The sequence below is a fragment of the Helicobacter trogontum genome, from assembly GCF_000765905.2.
Lineage (GTDB): Bacteria > Campylobacterota > Campylobacteria > Campylobacterales > Helicobacteraceae > Helicobacter_A > Helicobacter_A trogontum.
Map to the genome: position 1 here is coordinate 57,741 of NZ_JRPL02000012.1, position 6,450 is coordinate 64,190.

General features: G+C 29.3%; 9 protein-coding genes and 1 pseudogene. 2 read left to right on the forward strand and 8 right to left on the reverse strand.

Annotated elements, in window-relative coordinates; genetic code table 11:
* Window positions 1-22: 22 nt before the first annotated feature.
* Both LS81_RS06245 and LS81_RS06250 read left to right on the forward strand, forming a co-directional pair.
* Window positions 23-1,744, forward strand: coding sequence for a DUF262 domain-containing protein (locus LS81_RS06245; protein WP_034346475.1), 1,722 nt, complete (start codon window positions 23-25; stop codon window positions 1,742-1,744).
* Window positions 1,745-1,928: 184 nt separating this feature from the next.
* A complete protein-coding gene (locus LS81_RS06250; RefSeq protein ID WP_034346477.1) occupies window positions 1,929-2,171 on the forward strand; it encodes a hypothetical protein in 243 nt (80 codons plus the stop codon).
* 484 nt (window positions 2,172-2,655) lie between these two features.
* Here the strand turns inward: LS81_RS06250 and LS81_RS11270 are convergent, their stop codons facing one another.
* The 8 genes and pseudogenes from LS81_RS11270 to LS81_RS06280 form a co-directional block, all read right to left on the reverse strand.
* Window positions 2,656-2,796 carry a hypothetical protein gene (locus LS81_RS11270; RefSeq protein ID WP_161976747.1) on the reverse strand — a complete coding sequence of 47 codons (141 nt, stop codon included), beginning with the start codon at window positions 2,794-2,796 and terminating at the stop codon, window positions 2,656-2,658.
* The gene (locus LS81_RS12325; protein WP_267892511.1) at window positions 2,797-2,925 is read right to left on the reverse strand and encodes a hypothetical protein; all 129 of its coding nucleotides are present in this window, start codon (window positions 2,923-2,925) and stop codon (window positions 2,797-2,799) included.
* Window positions 2,918-3,226, reverse strand: coding sequence for a hypothetical protein (locus LS81_RS06255; protein WP_034346660.1), 309 nt, complete (start codon window positions 3,224-3,226; stop codon window positions 2,918-2,920). The genes LS81_RS12325 and LS81_RS06255 overlap by 8 nt, the downstream gene beginning before the upstream one ends.
* Window positions 3,227-3,397: 171 nt before the next feature.
* Window positions 3,398-3,643, reverse strand: coding sequence for a hypothetical protein (locus tag LS81_RS06260; protein ID WP_034346659.1), 246 nt, complete (start codon window positions 3,641-3,643; stop codon window positions 3,398-3,400).
* 148 nt (window positions 3,644-3,791) lie between these two features.
* The gene (locus LS81_RS06265; RefSeq protein WP_034346658.1) at window positions 3,792-4,067 is read right to left on the reverse strand and encodes a hypothetical protein; all 276 of its coding nucleotides are present in this window, start codon (window positions 4,065-4,067) and stop codon (window positions 3,792-3,794) included.
* Window positions 4,068-4,159: 92 nt separating this feature from the next.
* A complete protein-coding gene (locus LS81_RS06270; protein WP_104696537.1) occupies window positions 4,160-4,459 on the reverse strand; it encodes a lysozyme inhibitor LprI family protein in 300 nt (99 codons plus the stop codon).
* 58 nt (window positions 4,460-4,517) lie between these two features.
* Window positions 4,518-5,624: pseudogene (locus LS81_RS12510) on the reverse strand (lysozyme inhibitor LprI family protein).
* Between the two features lie 84 nt (window positions 5,625-5,708).
* Window positions 5,709-6,450: lysozyme inhibitor LprI family protein (locus LS81_RS06280; RefSeq protein ID WP_237022204.1), on the reverse strand; the 742-nt coding region annotated here is incomplete at its 5' end.

The following is a 6,450-nucleotide window of genomic DNA, read 5'->3' on the forward strand; positions in this document are numbered from 1 at the left end:
ATAAAAATACTAAGGAGTATTTATGGAGGCAAAAGAGCAGAGTTTTAAATCCATTATGCAAGAGGAACATAAGTTTGTGATTCCATTTTTTCAAAGGGCTTATGTTTGGAAGAAAGAGAATTGGGAAAAATTTTTTGAAGATTTGAAAAATAGCTTTGATAGCAAAAAGGAACATTTTTTAGGATCTGTTATTTTAAAACGTTCACAGGGAAATAAAAATTTTTCTAACGTGATTGATGGACAGCAAAGATTGACAACCTTTTCCATATTAATAAAATCACTTTATGATAAATTAGAAGAGAGCAAAAAGCAACACTTTAAGTCTTGTTTATTTGAAGATTATACTGATGATTTTTCGCCAAAAATCAATCATTCTCATCTTGATAAAAAGAAATTTATGTTAGTTATGCAGGGTAATACAGATGTTCAAATACAAGAAGGGATTCTTGGTTGTTATAATTTTTTTACAGAGCAAATTCAAAAACAGTATGGAGATAATCGTGAGCATATATTTGAATTTATCAAATATATTAATGATTCTAAAATTTGGGTAGCAGTCACGCTTAATGCAAATGAAGATGAGCAAAAGATATTTGATTCTATTAACTCTACAGGTGAACCATTGTCTGCTACTGATATTATCAAAAATGCTCTGTTTGATAAGGTGATTCAAAATTTTGGTGAAACGGTGGCTATACAACACTATGAAAAATATTGGAGAGAAATTTTTGAAAAAAATGACAATGAACAGAGATTTTGGGATGCATATATAACAACAGGAAGGGTAAAAAGAACAAGAAGTGAGATCTTGTTGCATGCTTTTGCTATCATTAGGGGTTTTTTTAATCCAGATAAGCATAGTTTGGAAAATCTTAGTATTTTATACAAACAGGAATTTAATGTATTGGATAATCAAAAGCTTGAAATATTTTTACAAGAAATTGCCAGATATGCAGAAATATATCGTGCATTGCCATTAATTAATAATAAAGATATTTTTGCTTTTGATGATTGGGAAAAAAGATTTTTTCATATTATTGAGAATCTTGGTGTTAGCACTATTATCCCTCTGATTTTATATATGAAAAATAAAATTAGTAATAAAGAAGTTTTGCAGCAGTGTATGTATTTATTGGAAATTTTAATTTTATGCAATAGAGAAAATAAAGATTATAATAAGGTGTTTGCAAATCTTATACGAGAAATGGAAGCAGAAGAACAGGTGGATTATGTCAGCTTTTTGAAACAGAGAATATATGAAAGATATATGAAAAATAAAGGGGTTAGTTATGTGCAAGAATGGCTACGCCATATTAGTAATAATGCAGATGCAAAACTCATTTTATTTTGGATAGAGCTTTATAGACAGTATAAAGAAAAGAGTTTTAAAGATAGGACTGAATTACAATATCATTTTACATTGGAGCATCTTATGCCACAATCTTGGCAAGAAAATTGGAGCAATATTGGCGAGAGCGAAAGTAACGCAGAAAAATTAATCTATCAAATTGGTAATATGACATTGGTCAAAGGTGCTCTAAATGCTTCGTTAAAAAATAAATCTTGGCAAAATAAACTTAATGGTGATGGAAGTGCTAAGAATTATTTAAGAAAAAATGCTGATTTGTTGATTACTAGGGAATTATTCGATTATGACACTTGGAATAAAGAAAAAATTGAAAAAAGAACAGAGGAATTACTAAATGATTTTCTGCAAATTTGGAGAATAGATATATTTTCTTAATATGCAATAAGATATATTCTTTTGTGAAAAGTAGATTTACATAGATGTATTAACAAAATCCAAATTTTAGGGATTTTATTAATACTGTAAATGAAGATTTAGAAATTGGCAAAAGACACAAGATTACCAAAGCCAAATACGATAGAATAGAGGAAATGTAATTTTCTCACCATAAAGGTTTTTTATGTCGATACCTTGGTTGTTGCTTGCTTTTTCACTTGCTTTGCTTGGCTATACTGCAAAATTTTCTTTAGTCGTGTTAGGTTTTTCTCTAGCATGGCTTAGTTATCTTGGAGTTTTGGATTCTTTGGGATCAGGCTTTATTGCTATGGGCGTAATATTGGCATATTTGCAGATAAAATATAGAAATATTTTTTTAGAAGTTTTGATTGTATGTTTTGTCATTGCTTTGCTCCTTAAAAATTAGAATTTTCTTGCAATTATTACCAAAACTCTCTACCTTCATCATCCATTTGCAAACACCATAGTTTGTCTAGCCGCAACTCTAATATTATTAAATTAGAAAGATATTCTACCATCTCATATCTTAACTTATACTCATTAGATAATATATAAGATTATCGCTATAGCATTCATTGTTTCTTGTTCCAAATTCTTATCATATATCCTTTTATTCTCATTTGAAATATTGTAGTAAGCACAAAAATAGAATTTGGGGGTCAGTAACACAAGAGATTTACTTCCAAGAATAAATAGCACGATAAAAAAAAGGAATACTTGGTTTTAAAAGAAACGTAAAAATAGTTTGAAGTTTTTTAGGTTCTACCTTATTTTTTTATTGTATTGTAGAGCTTGATATATAAAAATATAAAATTATACAAAGAAAAATACACCAAGAATACTTAGAAACAACCCTGTCAAATATGTAATGGTTAGGTGGTAGTATCATTTTATTTACTCCTTAAAACGGGGGGGGGGGGATTATTAGTTGTAGATTCTACAGAATCACTTCCATCAAGTAAATGATAGATAGGCTTAAGAGTATCTAAGCCTAGATGATATCTTTGGAATCTAATGTGCCAAAGAAGCATTCATTGTTGGGAGAGTGGGTTTAGAGCTACCTGTGAGATAAATATCCTAAAATGTATATCTGTGTAACCTTGTTGCGACTCATTTGTATTGATAATTTGATCATTCTCTTCTGCATACAAATTAGGCATTATATTCCTTTTGTTGTGTATAGTAGGCTTTTGCTAGTGAGATTGTATCGTGTGAATCGCTAAAATTTCCATTTGCTTTAGCTACCATTACCTTGATACAAGTTTGCATAGATTCTTGCGTTATATTGTCATAATATTTGAGTTTATTTGCAGTGATAAGAGGATTTTTCTTCACCGCATAATCATAATTTGCTATATTTGTAGCAGGATTGATATGTGATAAATCAAAGCTTTGGTAGCTAAAGCCATTATCTGCGTTTGCTATATAGAATCTTTCTTCTTTATGATGAAAGATAGGCAAAGCAACTTTACTATCCTACACATCTTTTATCTCATATTCTCTAACTCATTTGCTATATATGTTCTTGTATACTCTCCTTGCTAAGTCATCGTGTTTGATAGTAAATTAAATTTATTAAATGCAGGTGGTATATCTTCATGTATGAGAACAAGCTTGTTGATAGTTTGCATATTATTGCTTGATATCAAGGAACTCTCTATCAAAATCAAATGGGATTTGATTTGTTCTTAAATGTGTTGTATCACCAAGTATTTTTGTATATTCTTCACGAAAGGTAATAGGAAGGATATAGTTATCAAGTGTAGTGAGATTTATATAGTGTAAGCAAAAAGCATTTAAACCATTATCACAATCCCAAGTAGAATCTATACTACACAAGGTAGTGTAGATTTGGTAGAAGAGGTTGATGTTTTGCAAAAGATATAAAACTTTATCGTATTGAGAGAGAGGAATTTTGTACTTCCCTTTTTGTCTGTTATGAGAGTTTAGTTTATTATTTTTACACGGATACGCACCTCATATGCAATAGTGGTTGAGGCTTTGTCAAATCTACTTGCTCTTATTGTCAAAGCTTATCTATTGCAAGGTCTATGCAAGAGTTACTTGCTAGTGAATAAAGTCTAAATTGGTTATCATTATCCACAAAGGCAAGTTTACCTCTCCATGTATAAACCATAACATCTATAATAATATTTCTAGTGGCGTTTTCAGAAAAAATATTAAATAAATTGTAGTTAGATAAAAAATTCATTTCATACTTATCCAAATAGGTGACACTACAAAATTTTTCTACTCTTTCATTAAAACCCCAATTTTCTCTATTAGCTTTATTATCTATCATTTTAAAAGCTAAAGCAGCAATGGCTTTGTTTTATGCAATAATTAGAATGTGACTGAAAGTCTTCTTTTTCTTACCTCAAATGGTGCAACAAATTAGCATTGAAATACATCTTTATTGCTCATAACGGATTGATTAAAATATTTTAAGTTTTCTCTTACATTTTGTCCCTCTTTTGTATCTTTAGGGATACTCTTTAATATTGAAAAATAGAGTTTAGAATATAATCTATCTAGTTTCTGCAACTCCCCACTTTCATCATTGCATATTATCTTTTCTACTTTTGTAGTTGCTTTAGCACAATCAAAGCTAGGTTTTGCTTCTTTTGGGGATTGTGCATTAGCACTAATACCTAACATTAAACATATTCCTAAAACTACTAAAAACTTTTGCATAAGAACTCCTTTAATTTATTCCGTATTTTTTGTTGTTTCAAACATCAATTATTTCCTTTTAATAAGTGCATTTTAACTCTCTTTTATTACCTTCTAAGAGATAAATGCGTGTTTCTGGATAAGTAGAATTCTCATCAAAATTAAATCTACCACTCCAAAGAGTAATATAATTTTTGCCTTGAAATTCCATAACTCCATAAGTTAAATAGCTTAATATAGGAATTTCAGAGTCAAATACTGCTTGTTCTGGTATTCCTGAAATTTTATTGCTTGGTAGGGCATATGTAGTAAATGCTATGTGAGGCACTTCATTAACCATTACAATTTGATAACTAGTTTTTTCTCCATGAAAATGCAAATCATCTCCATAGATTTTATCACTTGCCTTTGCATCTAACTTACCATTTTTATATATCCAAAGCGCATCATAATAGCCCCCTGTTATAAGAATCAGATTTTCTGGCACTCCATCATTGTTGATATCAATTTTTTTTCATACATTTTAGAACTATCGATATAGTAAAATTTTTCATCATATTTGTCTTTGAGAGCTTTTGCCGTTTCTTCTTTTATAATCTCTCCCTTTTTTGTGCAATAATCTGTAAAATCACCATATCTACTATTTGTTCCAAAAGTACAAAAGCCTATACTAAAAGGAGGATTGACGGAAGGAGGAATTTTTTGCCATGTACTCAAATCAAAACTATTTTTTCTTGTATATTCACATAATTCTTTATTATTAGAATCTAGCACTTCTCCTAGAAGTTTAAGTAGTTGTGTAATACGGTTTTCATAAATATGTGTTATAAAATTAATGTGCATATCATAGGCATCTTGTTCATCATAAGCATATTTCATATAATCAGGTCTATTTTTCATTTAAATTTTTAATAAAAGCTCTTTGTGAATCTAAAAGATCTTTTAGTCTTTTTTCTTTATCAGGAAACTTAGAGATTTTTAACTCTTTTCTTAATTGTGTATAGACTTCAGCCATATATCTATCAAGATTCTGTAACTGCCCGCTTTCATCACTACATATTATCTTTTCTACTTTTGTAGTTACTTTAGCACAATCAAAGCTAGGTTTAGCTTCTTTTGGGGATTGGGCATTAATACTAATACCTAACATTAAACATAATCCTAAAACTACTAAAATCTTTTGCATAGAAATCCTCCTTGTAATAGAAATTAATGTTATTTGTAGGCTTTTAAACTCATCATAGCTTAAATTTGTTATTTTAATTGATATTTAGTTTCCCAATAATTTATTAAGTTTTTTATCTTTTGTAAAAGCTTGATAGAGCTTTTCATAGTATATTTTATATTTTTCTACCGCTTCATCAAATAAATCTGCATTTGCTTCATTAATCCGAACATCTACAAGAAAGTAATTCCACTGCATAATATTGTAAGCCATAAAATCTATAACAATGTTTTGAGTAGTGTTTTCAAAAAAATTATTAAATAGATTATAATTGGATAAAAACCCTATGTTCATATCGTAGGCTCCATTAGAGTTTTCAATTGGGACAACAAAATCTTTCATTCTTTCATGAAAGCCCCATCTTTCTCTATTAACTCCACTATCTATCATTTTAAAAGCTAAGGTAGCAATCGCTTCTAAATAAATTTGTTTTATGCAATAATTAGACTGACGGTCGTCTTGTTTTTTTGTCTCAAATGGTGCAACAAAATAGCATTGAAATATATTTCTATTACTCATAACAGAGTGATTAAAATATTTCAGTTTTTCTCTTGTTTTTTGCCCTTCTTTTGTATCTTTAGGGATACTCTTTAGTATTGAAAAATAGAGTTTAGAATATAATCTATCAAGTTTTTGTAACTCTCCACTTTCATCATTGCATATTATCTTTTCTACCTTGCTTTTTGCTTTAGCACAATCAAAGCTAGGTTTAGCTTCTTTTGGGGATTGTGCATTAGCACTAATGGCTAACATTAAACACAATCCTAAAACTATTAAAAACTTTTGC

Coding starts and splice junctions, on each gene's coding strand:
- LS81_RS06245 (WP_034346475.1), top strand. CDS start 23: ATGGAGGCAAAAGAGCAGAGTTTTAAATCCATTATGCAAGAGGAACAT.
- LS81_RS06250 (WP_034346477.1), top strand. CDS start 1,929: ATGTCGATACCTTGGTTGTTGCTTGCTTTTTCACTTGCTTTGCTTGGC.
- LS81_RS11270 (WP_161976747.1), bottom strand. CDS start 2,796: ATGCTTCTTTGGCACATTAGATTCCAAAGATATCATCTAGGCTTAGAT.
- LS81_RS12325 (WP_267892511.1), bottom strand. CDS start 2,925: ATGCCTAATTTGTATGCAGAAGAGAATGATCAAATTATCAATACAAAT.
- LS81_RS06265 (WP_034346658.1), bottom strand. CDS start 4,067: ATGATAGATAATAAAGCTAATAGAGAAAATTGGGGTTTTAATGAAAGA.
- LS81_RS06270 (WP_104696537.1), bottom strand. CDS start 4,459: ATGCAAAAGTTTTTAGTAGTTTTAGGAATATGTTTAATGTTAGGTATT.